Annotated in this window: 11 protein-coding genes; 7 read left to right on the top strand and 4 right to left on the bottom strand. The window is 60.2% G+C overall.

The genetic code is table 11. The annotated features are described in order from the left end of the window. From ahcY to AC0IXA_RS15550, 4 genes are all read left to right on the top strand, one after another. Nucleotides 1-1,410 carry an adenosylhomocysteinase gene (gene ahcY / locus AC0IXA_RS15565; RefSeq protein ID WP_016772771.1) on the top strand — a complete coding sequence of 470 codons (1,410 nt, stop codon included), beginning with the start codon at nucleotides 1-3 and terminating at the stop codon, nucleotides 1,408-1,410. A gap of 187 nt (nucleotides 1,411-1,597) precedes the next feature. Continuing rightward, on the top strand, nucleotides 1,598-2,443 hold the full coding sequence (gene metF / locus AC0IXA_RS15560; RefSeq protein WP_341638094.1) for a methylenetetrahydrofolate reductase [NAD(P)H]: 846 nt from the start codon (nucleotides 1,598-1,600) through the stop codon (nucleotides 2,441-2,443). A gap of 191 nt (nucleotides 2,444-2,634) precedes the next feature. Next, nucleotides 2,635-3,447, top strand: coding sequence for a substrate-binding periplasmic protein (locus AC0IXA_RS15555; RefSeq protein ID WP_122698572.1), 813 nt, complete (start codon nucleotides 2,635-2,637; stop codon nucleotides 3,445-3,447). A gap of 221 nt (nucleotides 3,448-3,668) precedes the next feature. Further along, nucleotides 3,669-5,531, top strand: a complete 1,863-nt coding sequence (locus tag AC0IXA_RS15550) for a DEAD/DEAH box helicase (protein ID WP_016772767.1) — start codon at nucleotides 3,669-3,671, stop codon at nucleotides 5,529-5,531. 250 nt (nucleotides 5,532-5,781) lie between these two features. Here the strand turns inward: AC0IXA_RS15550 and AC0IXA_RS15545 are convergent, their stop codons facing one another. From AC0IXA_RS15545 to AC0IXA_RS15535, 3 genes are all read right to left on the bottom strand, one after another. Then, nucleotides 5,782-6,360: a YceI family protein gene (locus AC0IXA_RS15545; protein WP_024014635.1), complete on the bottom strand. Its 579-nt coding sequence runs from the start codon at nucleotides 6,358-6,360 to the stop codon at nucleotides 5,782-5,784. A 31-nt stretch (nucleotides 6,361-6,391) separates the two neighbouring features. Beyond that, nucleotides 6,392-6,943 (bottom strand): cytochrome b, encoded by a 552-nt coding sequence (locus AC0IXA_RS15540; protein ID WP_341638096.1) that lies wholly within the window; start codon nucleotides 6,941-6,943, stop codon nucleotides 6,392-6,394. Nucleotides 6,944-7,290: 347 nt separating this feature from the next. Beyond that, nucleotides 7,291-9,060 carry a flavin monoamine oxidase family protein gene (locus tag AC0IXA_RS15535; RefSeq protein ID WP_207807506.1) on the bottom strand — a complete coding sequence of 590 codons (1,770 nt, stop codon included), beginning with the start codon at nucleotides 9,058-9,060 and terminating at the stop codon, nucleotides 7,291-7,293. A 223-nt stretch (nucleotides 9,061-9,283) separates the two neighbouring features. On the opposite strand from AC0IXA_RS15535, the gene AC0IXA_RS15530 reads away from it, so the two are divergent. Together AC0IXA_RS15530 and AC0IXA_RS15525 are read left to right on the top strand one after the other, a co-directional pair. Beyond that, nucleotides 9,284-10,690 carry an adenosylmethionine--8-amino-7-oxononanoate transaminase gene (locus AC0IXA_RS15530; protein WP_341638097.1) on the top strand — a complete coding sequence of 469 codons (1,407 nt, stop codon included), beginning with the start codon at nucleotides 9,284-9,286 and terminating at the stop codon, nucleotides 10,688-10,690. Between the two features lie 152 nt (nucleotides 10,691-10,842). Then, entirely contained in the window at nucleotides 10,843-11,562 is a 720-nt protein-coding gene (locus tag AC0IXA_RS15525; protein ID WP_341638098.1) for a 16S rRNA (uracil(1498)-N(3))-methyltransferase, read from the top strand. Between the two features lie 92 nt (nucleotides 11,563-11,654). Here AC0IXA_RS15525 and trhA read toward each other — a convergent pair whose 3' ends face one another. After that, nucleotides 11,655-12,272 carry a PAQR family membrane homeostasis protein TrhA gene (trhA, locus tag AC0IXA_RS15520; protein ID WP_341638099.1) on the bottom strand — a complete coding sequence of 206 codons (618 nt, stop codon included), beginning with the start codon at nucleotides 12,270-12,272 and terminating at the stop codon, nucleotides 11,655-11,657. Nucleotides 12,273-12,412: 140 nt separating this feature from the next. On the opposite strand from trhA, the gene AC0IXA_RS15515 reads away from it, so the two are divergent. Continuing rightward, nucleotides 12,413-13,327 (top strand): LysR family transcriptional regulator, encoded by a 915-nt coding sequence (locus AC0IXA_RS15515; protein WP_122506124.1) that lies wholly within the window; start codon nucleotides 12,413-12,415, stop codon nucleotides 13,325-13,327. Nucleotides 13,328-13,385: the final 58 nt, after the last annotated feature.

The following is a 13,385-nucleotide window of genomic DNA, read 5'->3' as shown; positions in this document are numbered from 1 at the left end:
ATGAGCGCTGTCAACACGCCTGCCGATTTTACCGATTACAAAGTTGCCGACATGTCCCTGGCTGCCTGGGGCCGTCGCGAAACCATCATCGCCGAATCGGAAATGCCTGCCCTGATGGGTCTGCGCCGCAAATACGCTGCCGAGCAGCCGCTCAAAGGCGCAAAAATCCTCGGCTGCATCCACATGACCATTCAGACTGCCGTGCTGATCGAAACCCTGGTTGCCCTGGGTGCCGAAGTGCGCTGGTCGTCCTGCAACATTTTCTCCACTCAGGATCAGGCCGCTGCCGCAATCGCTGCTGCCGGTATTCCGGTGTTCGCCTGGAAAGGCGAGACTGAAGAAGAGTACGAGTGGTGCCTGGAGCAGACCATCCTCAAGGATGGCCAGCCATGGGACGCCAACATGATCCTTGACGACGGCGGCGACCTGACCGAGCTGCTGCACAAGAAATACCCGCAAGTGCTTGATCGCGTTCACGGCGTGACCGAAGAAACCACCACTGGCGTACACCGTCTGCTGGACATGCTGGCCAAGGGCGAGCTGAAGATCCCGGCGATCAACGTCAACGACTCGGTGACCAAGTCCAAGAACGACAACAAGTACGGCTGCCGTCACAGCCTGAACGATGCGATCAAGCGCGGCACCGACCACCTGCTGTCCGGCAAGCAAGCGCTGGTCATCGGTTACGGTGACGTGGGCAAGGGCTCGGCCCAGTCCCTGCGTCAGGAAGGCATGATCGTCAAGGTTTCCGAAGTCGACCCGATCTGCGCCATGCAGGCCTGCATGGACGGTTTCGAACTGGTATCGCCGTTCATCGACGGTATCAACGACGGTTCCGAAGCGAGCATCGACAAAGCGCTGCTGGGCAAGATCGACCTGATCGTGACCACCACCGGTAACGTCAATGTTTGCGACGCGAACATGCTCAAAGCCCTGAAGAAGCGCGCCGTTGTCTGCAACATCGGTCACTTCGACAACGAAATCGACACCGCTTTCATGCGCAAGAACTGGGCATGGGAAGAAGTGAAGCCACAGGTGCACAAGGTTCACCGCACCGGCGCTGGCAGCTTCGACCCACAGAACGACGACTACCTGATCCTGCTGGCCGAAGGCCGTCTGGTGAACCTGGGCAACGCCACCGGTCACCCGAGCCGCATCATGGACGGTTCGTTCGCCAACCAGGTTCTGGCACAGATCTTCCTGTTCGGCCAGAAATACGCCGACCTGTCGCCAGCGCAGAAAGCCGAGCGTCTGACCGTTGAAGTACTGCCGAAGAAACTCGACGAAGAAGTGGCCCTGGAAATGGTTCGCGGCTTCGGCGGCGTGGTCACCCAACTGACCAAGCAACAGGCTGACTACATCGGCGTCACCGTCGAAGGCCCGTTCAAGCCGCACGCCTACCGGTACTAAGAGCAGCTGGGAGTTTCAAGCTACAAGCTGCAAGTAAGGTCAAAAGCCGAGTTTGTCGTACGTAGCTTGAGTCTCTGCCACTATTTCAAAACAGCGTCAGGCCACAAGCTTCAAGCACAAGAGATCAGCGCACCTCCGCTGCTCTTGCAGCTTGAAGCTTGCAGCTTGCAGCTGGAGGTCCCCTCCAATGTCCCAAGACCGTCGCTACAGCTTCGAGTTTTTCCCGACCAAGACCGATGCCGGGCAAGAAAAGCTGCTTGCCACTGCCCGTCAGTTGGCCACTTACAACCCTGATTTCTTTTCCTGCACCTACGGCGCTGGGGGTTCGACCCGTGATCGCACGCTCAACACCGTGTTGCAGCTGGAACGCGAAGTCAAAGTTCCCGCCGCTCCGCACCTGTCGTGCGTCGGTGACAGCAAGGACGACCTGCGCGGCCTGCTGAACGAATACAAGACTGCCGGCATCAAGCGCATCGTTGCCCTGCGTGGCGACCTGCCGTCCGGCATGGGCATGACCAGCGGTGAGCTGCGTCACGCCAATGAACTGGTGGAATTCATTCGTGAAGAAACCGCCGATCATTTCCACATCGAAGTCGCCGCTTACCCGGAGATGCATCCGCAAGCGCGCAACTACGAAGACGATCTCGCCAACTTCGTGCGCAAGGCAAAGGCCGGTGCCGACAGCGCGATCACCCAGTACTTCTTCAACGCCGACAGCTACTTCTACTTCGTCGACCGTTTGCAGGCGCTGGGCGTGGATCTGCCGATCGTGCCGGGGATCATGCCGATCACCAACTACAGCAAACTCGCACGCTTCTCCGATGCCTGCGGTGCGGAAATTCCGCGCTGGATCCGCAAGCAACTGGAAGCCTACGGCGACGACACGCGAAGCATTCAAAGCTTTGGCGAACAAGTCGTCAGCGAGATGTGCGAACGCCTGCTGCAGGGCGGCGCGCCGGGGCTGCACTTCTACTCGATGAACCAGGCCGAACCTAGCCTGGCGATCTGGAATAACCTGAAGTTGCCGCGGTGAAGCAGCTGCAAGTTTCGAGCTGAAAGCTACAAGCAAGAGCAAGAGATCGCAGCCTTCGGCAGCTCCCACATTGGAATTTCGTATCCTGTAGGAGCTGCCGAAGGCTGCGATCTTTTGCTTTTAAGCCCGCGAAACAGAGCTTGTGCAGGCACTTTCTGGCTCTTTCGGGTTTCTCGTCGTAATCTCCAGCCATGCCTTTGATCACGCAGTTATTCGCCGTGCTGGTTTTTGCTTGCCTGAGCGTCGCCGCTCGGGGGGAGAAGTTGCGTATTGTCACCGAGCCGTGGGCGCCGTACGTCTACGAACAGGGCGGCAAAAACCTTGGTCTTGACTACGAAACCACCGCCATCGTGTTCCAGCGTCTGGGCATTGAAGTGGAATGGCAGTTCCTGCCGTGGAAGCGCTGCCTGTCGATGCTCGAAACCGGCCAGGCCGACGGTGCGCTGGACATCTTTCACAGCGCCGAACGCGACGCCACCCTGCTCTATCCCAGCGAACCTTTGTCCGACGTCGAATTCGTGATGTTCTACGCCAATGAGCGGCCGCATCCTTTCAACACCCTCGAGCAACTCAAAGGCCTGACCATCGGCACCTCGCCGGGTTATCTGTACAGCCCTGACTTCAGCCAGTCGGACCTGTTTGTTCGTGAGCCGGCACCGACCCATGAAGCCAATTTCGGCAAACTGGTGCGCGGGCGGATTGACCTGCTGATTACCGATCGCCGCGTCGGTCAGCATTTGCTCGATGAGCTGAATATTCGCGATCTGATCACGGAAAACCCGACGGTTATCAGCCGTCAGAGCCAGTTTCTTGCAGTTCGGCGCAATGCCGGTATGGATTTGCTGGTGCAGCGTTTCGGCGCCGAGCTCAAGCGTTTCAAGCGCGAACCGGCCTACGCCGAGCTCAGCGCGCGTTACGGTGCTGCGCCCGTTGATAGCGCGTCACTGCGTTCGGCCACGGCCGGCGGCAAAACCGTTGAGCAGCAGGAAAGCAGCGCGCAGTGATTGCTCTGTTATACTCCGGCGTTCCCGCCAGGCTCACGCCCGGACGCCCGGAACCGTAACAGGCCTCTCGACCCGCTACAGCGCAGCTTCCAGCCCGCGCGAGCGCTCCTGACGTGCCTTCGGAACCGCCGCTGGACCGGACGGGATTGCGTCCTCTTAAACGTGATTCGCGCCAGGCAAGACTCCCATTGGGCCAAGCCCTAACTAAAACAGGATTACTCATGTCCTTTGCTTCCCTCGGTCTCTCCGAGGCTTTAGTCCGTGCCATCGAAGATGCGGGCTATACCGAGCCTACTCCGGTGCAACAGCGGGCCATTCCCGCCGTGTTGCAAGGTCGCGACCTGATGGTGGCGGCTCAGACAGGTACCGGTAAAACCGGCGGTTTCGCCCTCCCGATTCTGGAGCGGTTGTTCCCCAACGGTCACCCGGACAAATCCCAGCGTCACGGCCCGCGCCAACCGCGCGTGCTGGTCCTGACCCCGACCCGCGAACTCGCGGCCCAGGTGCACGAGAGCTTCAAGATCTACGCCCGTGACCTGAAATTCGTCAGCGCCTGCATCTTCGGCGGCGTCGGCATGAACCCGCAGGTCCAGGCCATGTCCCGTGGCGTCGACGTCCTCGTCGCCTGCCCGGGTCGCTTGCTCGACCTCGCCGGCCAGGGCAGCGTCGATCTGTCCCACGTGGAAATTCTCGTTCTCGACGAAGCCGACCGCATGCTCGACATGGGTTTTGTCCACGACGTGAAGAAAGTCCTCGCACGTCTGCCGGCCAAGCGTCAGAACCTGCTGTTCTCGGCAACGTTCTCCAAAGACATCACCGACCTCGCCGGCAAACTGCTGCACAATCCGGAACGCATCGAAGTGACGCCGCCGAACACCACGGTCGAGCGCATCGAACAACGCGTGTTCCGCCTGCCCGCCAGCCACAAACGTGCGCTGCTGGCACACCTGATCACCGCCGGCGCGTGGGAACAGGTACTGGTCTTCACCCGCACCAAGCACGGCGCCAACCGTCTCGCTGAATACCTGGACAAACACGGCCTGCCGGCGGTGGCGATCCACGGTAACAAGAGCCAGAACGCCCGCACCAAGGCCCTGGCCGACTTCAAGGCCGGCGAAGTACGCATTCTGGTTGCCACCGACATCGCCGCCCGTGGTCTGGACATCGACCAGTTGCCGCACGTGGTCAACTTCGAGCTGCCGAACGTCGATGAAGACTATGTGCACCGTATCGGCCGTACCGGCCGTGCCGGTCGTTCCGGCGAGGCGATCTCGCTGGTCGCGCCAGACGAAGAGAAGCTGCTGAAAAGCATCGAGCGCATGACCAAGCAGAAGATTGCCGACGGCGATCTGATGGGCTTCGACTCCAGCACCATCGAAGCCGAGAAGCCGGAAGCCCGCGAGCGTCCGGACATCCGCAACCCGCGCAATTCCCGTGGCCCCCGTGGCGACGGCCCGAATGGCGGCGGCGGTGGCGGCGGTCGCAAGGACAAAGGCAAAGACAAGGGCAAGGAAAAGCCGGCCGGTGAACGTGGCGAGCGCCCTGCCCGTCAGCAGAAACCGCGCGAAGGCACGCCGAGCCGCGAACAGCGCCCGAGCCAGCCTCCGCGTGCAGCGGCTGACCGTGCCCCGGACGAGTTCCTCGACGACGATATCGATAACTTCGGTAACCGCGTTGACTACGTACCGAAGGCCGCTCCTGCCGGCGGCCGTGGTCGTCGTCCGGGCGCCCCGGCGCAAGGCGCAGGCGCACCACGCGGTGGTCAGCCTCAGGGTCGCCAGAACGGTCCGCGCAACAGCAACGGTTCGAGCACCGGCACGCCACCGGCCAAACGCAGCGGCCCGCGCAATGGCGCTCCGCGTGACGGTCAGGGTCGTCGTGACGAATCCGCGCCACGCAACCGCCGCCCGGCCCGTGACGATCAGCCTCGCAGCGAACCGGCCGTGCAGAATCCGCGCAGCAACGGCCCGAAGATCATGCACAAGGAATCGAAAGCCGACCGCTTCCCGACGCCCGAGCAGCTCGATCAACTGCCAAGCCGCCCGCGTGGCGAGAAACCAGCACTGCTGACCCGCAATCGCTGAGTTTCAAGCCGCAATGAAAAATGCCCCGACTCGAAAGAGCCGGGGCATTTTTTTACCTCGATTATCTCTGCCACACCGCAATACCCCTGTGGGAGCGAGCCTGCTCGCGAACGCGGCGGGTCAGTCAGCAATGATGTTGCCGGAATGACCGCTTTCGCGAGCAGGCTCGCTCCCACAGGGAATGTGTCGCAGGCAATAAAAAACGCCCCGGGCCTTTCGACCAGGGGCGTTTTATTGTGGCGAGCGAAAGTTATTTGACTTTCACACCTTCCAGCGAGATATCCAGATCTGCCGTTTGCGAGGTTGGGCCTGGGCCCTTGATCCCGAACTCGTTCAGATTGAGAGTGGTCTTGGCGTTGAAGCCAGCGCGCTCGCCGCCCCATGGATCCTTGCCTTCGCCGTTGAATGTGGCCTTGAAGGTCACAGGCTTGGTCACGCCGTGCAAGGTCAGGTCGCCGGTCACGTCAGCAGTCTTTTCACCGGTCGATTTAACGGCGGTGGAGACGAACTTGGCATCAGCAAACTTGCTCACGTCGAGGAAGTCTTTGCTGGCGATGTGCTTGTCACGTTCAGCATGGTTCGACCACAGGCTGGCAGTTTTCACATCCACAGAGATCTTGCTGGCTTCAGGCTTGGCCGAATCCCAAGAGAAAGTACCGTCGAAATCTTTGAAAGTACCGTGGATGAAGCTGTAACCCAGGTGGCTGATTTTCCAGTCAACGAAGGCGTGCTGGCCTTCCTTGTCAATTTTGTAGTCCGCAGCCATGGCCTGACCAGCCGAGAGCAGTGCAGAACCGATTGCCAGAGCGGCCAGAGTCTTTTTCAACATGCTTTCTTTTCCTTTGAGTCGAGGTTGAGTTTCAGGCTTTGCGACCGAGCATTCGAGTGAGGGTCGCATCACGATCGATAAAGTGGTGCTTCAATGCTGCCAACGCATGGAGACCGGAAAAAATTACCAGTGCCCACGCCAGCCAGAGATGAATCACCCCAGCGGTATCTGCCTGATCCGGTAGTCCGGAGAGCAGGGCAGGAACTTCAAACAGGCCAAACACCGGGATCCCGACACCGTCTGCGGTGGAAATCAGGTAACCGGCAATCATCACAGCGAACAGCGCCAGATACAGAAACCCGTGGCCGAATTTGGCGCCGATACGGGTCATGCGACTGTAGCTTTGCAGCGTTGGCGGCGGCGGACTGATGAAACGCCACAGCACCCGCAACACCATTACAGCGAGCAGCACCAGACCGATGCTCTTGTGCAGATCCGGCGCGTCTTTACGCCAGGTACTGTAGTAATCCAGCCCGACCATCCACAGACCCAGCGCAAACAGCCCGAAGACCACCAGCGCCACGCCCCAGTGCATGAAGATGCTGACCCAACCATAGCGCGAAGAAGAGTTACGTAGCTGCATTGCCCAAATCCTGTGAGAACTGCGAACCAAGACTAGCGAGTTATCTATCGAATTAAAGCGGAAAATTTTGCTTTGAAATATCGAGAAATACGATCAAGAGTCTGGAAGTGACGAGTTAAGAAAAGATTAAAGGCAAAAGTGTGGCGGGATGTTAGGGGCAGATCCTGATGATGCGCTGTCTGGACAGGCCTAATCGCGGGCAAGCCCGCTCCCACAGTGGTTAGTGGCGTGCACAAATCCCGCGTTCATCTCAGAAACCTGTGTGAGCTGGCTTGCCAGCGATGGGGTCCTCACAGGCAAAAAAAAGCGCGGCATATACGCCGCGCTTCTTCATTCACCGCAAAGCCTTACTGCGCCTTGGTCTCGGTCGTTACAGCAGGCTTGGCCGCTGGCTTCTTCGCCGGTTCAGCTTTTTTCGCCGCCGGTTTGGCCGCCGGCTTTTTCGTTTCGGTTTTGGCCGCAGGCTTCTTCGCCGCTGGCTTGGCCGCTGCTTTTTTCGCCGGCTCGGCTTTCACCGGGGCCGCTGGTTTCGGTGCTTCCACCGGCGCTGGCGCAGGTGCCGGGGTCGGTGCAGGCGCTGGAGCGGCCGGAGCAGGTGCTGGCTCTGGCGCTTTCACAGGCTCTGGCTTCTTCTCGTCATCCGAACCGCCGAACAGGTTGCTGAAGAAGTTGCCCTTCTTCGCCGCTACCGCACCCGCCGCGCCTGCCGCAGCTGCAGCCGGAACCACTTTGGCCGGTTCGAACGACTTGCCTGCCGCCAGATCTTCAACCTGGCTGGCTGCGCGCTGGCCGGTGCGCAATGCGCCTTCCAGGGTGCCCGGGTACAAGGTATCGGTGTGTTCGCCGGCGAACGCTACGCGTTGCAGCGGACGTTCCCACAGGCGCCAGAACTTGCTGATCTGCCCCGGGCCGTAAGCCAGATAGGCGCCGCCCATCGACGGGTCGGTGCTGTAGCGACGGATTTCATAACCGGTGAACGAGCCACGGGCCTGTGGATAAAAGGCGTGCAGGCGGATCAACACCTGATCGACCATCTGTTTGTCGCCGAACGCCTGCATCACGCGGGCATTGTCGCCGGACAGGTTGATCACCACGTTGGCGCCGCCCTTCAGCGCCGGCTCGATCCAGAGCATGCCTAAACCTGCGTTGCTGTAGATCTCGCCGGACATGCGCGATTTGCTTTCCCACACGGGCGTCTTGAACTTCAGCATGATCTGGTCGCGCCAACCGTAGTTGGTGCCCTTGATCGCCGCCAGATGCTGAGCATCCAGCGCCGGGGTCAGGGCGATCTTGTTCAGTGCGCGCAACGGCACCGCCAGCACCACGTAGTCAGCCTGATAGCCGACGCTGCCAACTTTGACGGTCACGCCGTCCTTGTCCTGGTTGATGGCCGATACCGGCGAGTTGGTCTTGATGGTTTTGATCTGTTTGACGAACGCCTGCGCCAGCACTTGGCTGCCGCCGACCAGACGCGAAGCACGCAGGTCTCGGTCGGAAACGCCGCGATACACACGATTCTGCTGAGCGAAATACAGCAGCGACAGACGCGAAGGCTCGTCGTAATGCGTGCGGATGTCCTGGTTGATCAACTGACGCGCAGTGGCCGGCAGGTTCTGCTTGTCGAGCCAGCTCGATACGGTGATCTGGTCCAGTGCGTGCAGGGTGGCGGTCGCCGCCGGATTCTGCGGGTCGTCGATCGAGCGCGCCAGATCGTCGAGGGTTTTCTGGTAGCGCTTGAGCGCATCGGCGGTGGCTGGCTGTTTGGTGGCCAGATCAGCGGCGGAGAAATAATCGCCGTCGATCAGATAACCCGGCGTACGCACGAATTCCGGCGCCGGCGTGGTGCCGAGCTTGAAGGTCGACACGTACTTGTTCAGCACCGGCTGGGTCTTGTCGTTGCCGATCCACTCGCTGGTGGCCATGCCCGAGCGGCCGCCCAGGCTCGGTTTGGCTTCCAGCAGGGTGACCTGCCAGCCTTTGTTCTGCAGTTCGTAAGCGGCGGTCAGACCCGACAGGCCACCGCCAATCACGATTGCGGTTTTATCCTTGGCCAGCGCCGTAACGCTGAACAGCCCCAACATCACCAGCGCACAGGCGCGCAGCCAACCGACAGACATTCAGCGAACTCCGGAAAAACATGTGGGAAAAAGCAGCTTTGCGAGTCAGACGACTCAAAGAACCGCGAAGAATACGTTAGCCATCAAAACGCCGCCAGCGACGTCTATCGGCTCAGACAAAGTAGCTCAATCGACACAATGGGTTGTTCCCGCGCGATGCATTGCATAGGCTTGCGCGATTGTTCGCCCGCGCCAGACGCGAGCCGCCTCGAGGAGACTGTAAATGGGCCTGAATAACCAGTGGATGCAACGCGATCTTGCGGTGCTGTGGCATCCCTGCACCCAGATGAAAGACCACGAACAGCTGCCGCTGATCCCGATCAAGCGCGGCGAAGGCGTCTGGCTCGAAGACTTCGAAGGCAAGCGCTACCTCGACGCAGTCAGTTCCTGGTGGGTCAACGTGTTCGGCCACGCCAACCCGCGCATCAACCAGCGCATCAAGGATCAGGTCGATCAACTCGAACATGTAATCCTTGCCGGTTTCAGCCATCAACCGGTGATCGAGCTGTCCGAGCGTCTGGTGAAGATGACCCCGCAAGGCTTGAACCGGGTGTTCTACGCCGATAACGGTTCGTCCTGCATCGAAGTCGCGCTGAAGATGAGTTTTCACTACTGGCTCAATCGCGGCCAGCCAAACAAAAAGCGCTTCGTCACCCTGACCAACAGCTACCACGGCGAAACCATGGCAGCGATGGCGGTCGGCGATGTGCCGCTGTTCACCGAGACCTACAAAGCCCTGTTGATGGACACCATCAAAGTGCCGAGCCCGGATTGCTATCTGCGCCCGCAAGGCATGAGCTGGGAGGAACACTCGCGCAACATGTTCGCCGCCATGGAACAGACGCTGGCGGAAAATCATGACAGCGTCGCGGCAGTGATCGTCGAGCCGCTGATTCAGGGCGCCGGCGGCATGCGCATGTATCACCCGGTGTACCTCAAACTGTTGCGCGAGGCCTGCGACCGTTACGGCGTGCACCTGATCCACGACGAAATCGCCGTCGGCTTCGGCCGCACCGGGACGATGTTCGCGTGCGAACAGGCCGGCATCCGCCCGGACTTCCTCTGCCTGTCGAAAGCCCTGACCGGCGGCTATCTGCCGCTGGCGGCGTGCCTGACCACCGACGAGGTCTACAGCGCCTTCTACGACGACTACCCGACTCTGCGCGCTTTCCTGCATTCGCACAGCTACACCGGCAACCCGCTCGCTTGTGCGGCGGCACTGGCGACCCTGGACATCTTCGAGCAGGACAACGTCATCGCGAACAACCAGGCGCTGGCTCAGCGTATGGCCTCGGCGACGGCGCATCTGGTCGATCACCCGAACGTCTCCGAAGTGCGCCAGACCGGCATGGTCCTGGCCATCGAGATGGTCAAGGATAAAGTCGCGAAAGAGGCCTACCCTTGGCAGGAGCGTCGTGGCTTGAAGGTGTTCCAGCATGCGCTGGAGCGCGGTGCGTTGTTGCGGCCACTGGGCAGCGTGGTGTATTTCCTGCCGCCGTATGTGATCACCCCGGAGCAGATCGACTTCCTGGCCGAAGTGGCCAGTGAAGGTATTGATATTGCGACGCGTGACAGCGTCAGTGTTGCGGTGCCGAAAGACTTTCACCCGGGATTCCGCGACCCGGGCTGATTCGCCTTGCTTGAGATTTGCGGTGGCTGGACTGCCGCTTTCGCGAGCAGGCTCGCTCCCACAGAAGAATGCATTTCAAGTGTGGGAGCGAGCCTGCTCGCGAATGAAGTCGACACCGATCCAACTGATTCATATCTTTCCAGAGACCCGAAATGAGACTGTCCCGCTTCTTTATCGACGCCCCGCTGAGCACTGGCGAACACGAACTGCCGGAAGCCCAGGCGCATTACATCAGCCGCGTGTTGCGCATGGCCGAAGGCGATGCGGTGCAGTTGTTCGACGGTTCCGGCCATGAATTTCGCGGGTCCTTGGTGGACGTCGGCAAGAAGCGCGTCGTCGTGCAGATCGACGAGCAATTCGCCGGGCAAATCGAGTCGCCGCTGCAGATCCACCTTGGCCAGGGCCTGTCCCGAGGCGAGCGCATGGACTGGGCAATTCAGAAAGCCACTGAACTGGGCGTGACGCAAATCACCCCGATCTTCAGCGAACGCTGCGAAGTGCGGCTCAAGGACGAACGCGCCGACAAGCGCTTGCTGCACTGGCGCCAGGTGGCGATCAGTGCCTGCGAACAGTGCGGGCGTTCACGGGTGCCGGTGATTCATCCACCAGTGTTGCTGGCGGACTGGCTCAAGCAGACTGAAGCCGAATTGAAACTGGTGCTGCATCCGGTGGCAGAGCCGTTGGTGAGTCATGCCAAACCGGCGACTTTGGCATTCCTGATCGGGCCTGAAGGCGGTTTGACGGATGCTGAAGTTGAGCAGGCCAAAGGCAACGGTTTCCACGCCGCCCGCCTCGGCCCGCGCGTGCTGCGCACCGAGACCGCGCCGGTGGTGGCGTTGGCGGTAGCCCAGCAACTGTGGGGTGACTTCTAAGGCCCCAAAAGATCGCAGCCTTCGGCAGCTCCTACAGTTGAAATGCATTCCAATGTAGGAGCTGCCGAAGGCTGCGATCTTTTGATTTTGCTTCAAAGGACATAAAACAGAATCGCCACAAAGTGCAGCAGACTTCCCGCGATCACAAACAGATGCCAGATGCCATGGGCATGCCGCAGGCGGTGATCGAGGGCAAAAAAGATAATCCCCACCGTATACAAAACCCCGCCCGACGCCAGCCAGGCAAACCCGGCCGTGCCCAGTGCGGCAATCAGCGGTTTGACCGCGACCAGCACGATCCAGCCCATCACCGCGTAAATCACGATCGACAGAATCCGTGCCTCGGAGCGCGGTTTGATTTCTTGCAGGATGCCGATCAGCGCCAGCCCCCAGACAATCCCGAACAGCGTCCAGCCCCACGGCCCGCGTAACGTCACCAGACAGAACGGCGTGTAGCTGCCGGCGATCAACAGGTAGATCGAGAAATGATCGACCTTCTTCATGATCGCTTTCTTGCGCCCGCGCACGCTGTGGTACACGGTCGAGGCGCTGTAGAGCACCAGCAAGGTGAAGGCGTAGATCGCCACGCTGACAATCTTCCACGGACTGCCGTCCATGCTGGCAATCACCAGCATCCACACGCCGCCGATAAACGCGGCGATGGCCCCGACCAGATGGGTCCAGGCGTTGAGTTTTTCCCCGTGATACATGTATTGCTCACCTCACATTCGTTACCGCAGCGCGCAAGGCTCGGGCCTTGAGCGTAAAAGCGCAATGTTTCTGTTCAACCTCGCCTGCGCGGCACGCGGGAATTGGGCACAATCGGCCGATACCAAAAAGAGTCCGCGCCATGCTGATCGACGAAGAATTGACCCTGAAAAAACTCGAGGTGTTCCTCGCCTTCATGCGCACCGGCAACCTCGCCCGCGCCGCCGCCGAACTGCAGACCAGCAACGTCAGCGTGCACCGCGCCATTCACTCTTTGGAAAACGCCCTGCGCTGCCCGCTGTTCAAACACGAAGGGCGCAATCTGACGCCACTGGAAAGCGCCTATGTGCTGGAAGAACGTGCGCAGAAGCTGATCAACGACGTCGTCGACAGCGTGCGCCTGACCCGCGAAGCCGCCGGGTTCTCCGCCGAGCGTTTCAAGCTCGGCTCGCTGTATTCGCTGACGGTGAAGACCGTGCCGCAGCTGATCATGGGCCTGAAGATCCGCCGCAGCGAACTCAACATCGACCTGATCCTCGGCTCGAACATCGACCTGCTCTACAAGCTGAAAAACATGGAAGTCGACGCGATTCTGGTGTCGCTGGACGACAGCATCAACGATCCGGACTGCGAGCAGATTGCGCTGTTTTCCGACGACATCTTCCTCGCCACCCCGGCCGATTCAAAATTCGCTCAGCGCAGTGAAGTCGATCTGGCGGAAGTGCGTGATGAAACCTTCATCACCCTGACCCAGGGCTTCGCCACGCATCAGGACGGTGTGCGGGTGTTCAAGCAGGCAGGGTTCGAGCCGAAGGTGGCGATGCAGGTCAATGACATCTTCACTTTGCTGAGCATGGTCAGCTCAGGGGTGGGGTACGCCTTGTTGCCGGGGCGGATTGCGGCGGTGTACGAGAACCGGGTGAAGCTCATCCCGTTGCAGGAGAAGTACCGCTTGCAGCAGCACATTGGCGTGGTGTTTCTGAAGGCCAAGGAGCGTGACCCGAATTTGCTGGCGTTGTTGGCGGAGTGTCGGATGTATGCCAATCGCCAGGCTTGATACCGAGTCGTCCCCTTCGCGAGCAGGCTCCCTCCCACAGGAAAATGCATTCCAACTG

The organism is Pseudomonas sp. AC083 (genome assembly GCF_979253165.1).
This window is presented reverse-complemented; position numbering and strand designations above follow the sequence as displayed.

Bases quoted from the DNA above. Each gene is read 5' to 3' on its own strand.
- AC0IXA_RS15545 (WP_024014635.1), bottom strand. From the start codon at position 6,360: ATGTTGAAAAAGACTCTGGCCGCTCTGGCAATCGGTTCTGCACTGCTC.
- AC0IXA_RS15535 (WP_207807506.1), bottom strand. From the start codon at position 9,060: ATGTCTGTCGGTTGGCTGCGCGCCTGTGCGCTGGTGATGTTGGGGCTG.
- ahcY (WP_016772771.1), top strand. From the start codon at position 1: ATGAGCGCTGTCAACACGCCTGCCGATTTTACCGATTACAAAGTTGCC.
- trhA (WP_341638099.1), bottom strand. From the start codon at position 12,272: ATGTATCACGGGGAAAAACTCAACGCCTGGACCCATCTGGTCGGGGCC.
- metF (WP_341638094.1), top strand. From the start codon at position 1,598: ATGTCCCAAGACCGTCGCTACAGCTTCGAGTTTTTCCCGACCAAGACC.
- AC0IXA_RS15525 (WP_341638098.1), top strand. From the start codon at position 10,843: ATGAGACTGTCCCGCTTCTTTATCGACGCCCCGCTGAGCACTGGCGAA.
- AC0IXA_RS15550 (WP_016772767.1), top strand. From the start codon at position 3,669: ATGTCCTTTGCTTCCCTCGGTCTCTCCGAGGCTTTAGTCCGTGCCATC.
- AC0IXA_RS15540 (WP_341638096.1), bottom strand. From the start codon at position 6,943: ATGCAGCTACGTAACTCTTCTTCGCGCTATGGTTGGGTCAGCATCTTC.
- AC0IXA_RS15555 (WP_122698572.1), top strand. From the start codon at position 2,635: ATGCCTTTGATCACGCAGTTATTCGCCGTGCTGGTTTTTGCTTGCCTG.
- AC0IXA_RS15515 (WP_122506124.1), top strand. From the start codon at position 12,413: ATGCTGATCGACGAAGAATTGACCCTGAAAAAACTCGAGGTGTTCCTC.
- AC0IXA_RS15530 (WP_341638097.1), top strand. From the start codon at position 9,284: ATGGGCCTGAATAACCAGTGGATGCAACGCGATCTTGCGGTGCTGTGG.